1 protein-coding gene is annotated in these 251 nt (G+C 63.7%); it reads left to right on the top strand.

Going from position 1 to position 251, the window contains the following annotated elements; translation table 11 throughout:
- Positions 1-251 (top strand): IS3 family transposase (locus DL891_RS17005; protein WP_157962624.1); only part of this gene is annotated, 251 nt, incomplete at both ends.

Here is a 251-nt window from a genome sequence, read left to right as displayed (position 1 = left end):
TTTCTACCATTGGTTGGTGCGTCCGCAGTCGGCTACGGCGGCCCGCAGGGAAGCGTTGACGGCCAGGGTTCATCATTTCTTCGAAGAATCCGAAGGGACCTACGGGTATCGGCGTGTCCACTTCGACCTAGCCGAGGAAGGTACGGAGTGCTCTGCGGAGTTGGTGCGGCAGATCATGCGCGATCAGGGCCTGATCGCGTGTCAGCCGCGCCCGTTCCGGGTCACGACCGAGGCAGATGCCGGGGCTGCCG

It is taken from the genome of Homoserinimonas sp. OAct 916 (assembly GCF_003260275.1).
Classification (GTDB): domain Bacteria; phylum Actinomycetota; class Actinomycetes; order Actinomycetales; family Microbacteriaceae; genus OACT-916.
This window is presented reverse-complemented; position numbering and strand designations above follow the sequence as displayed.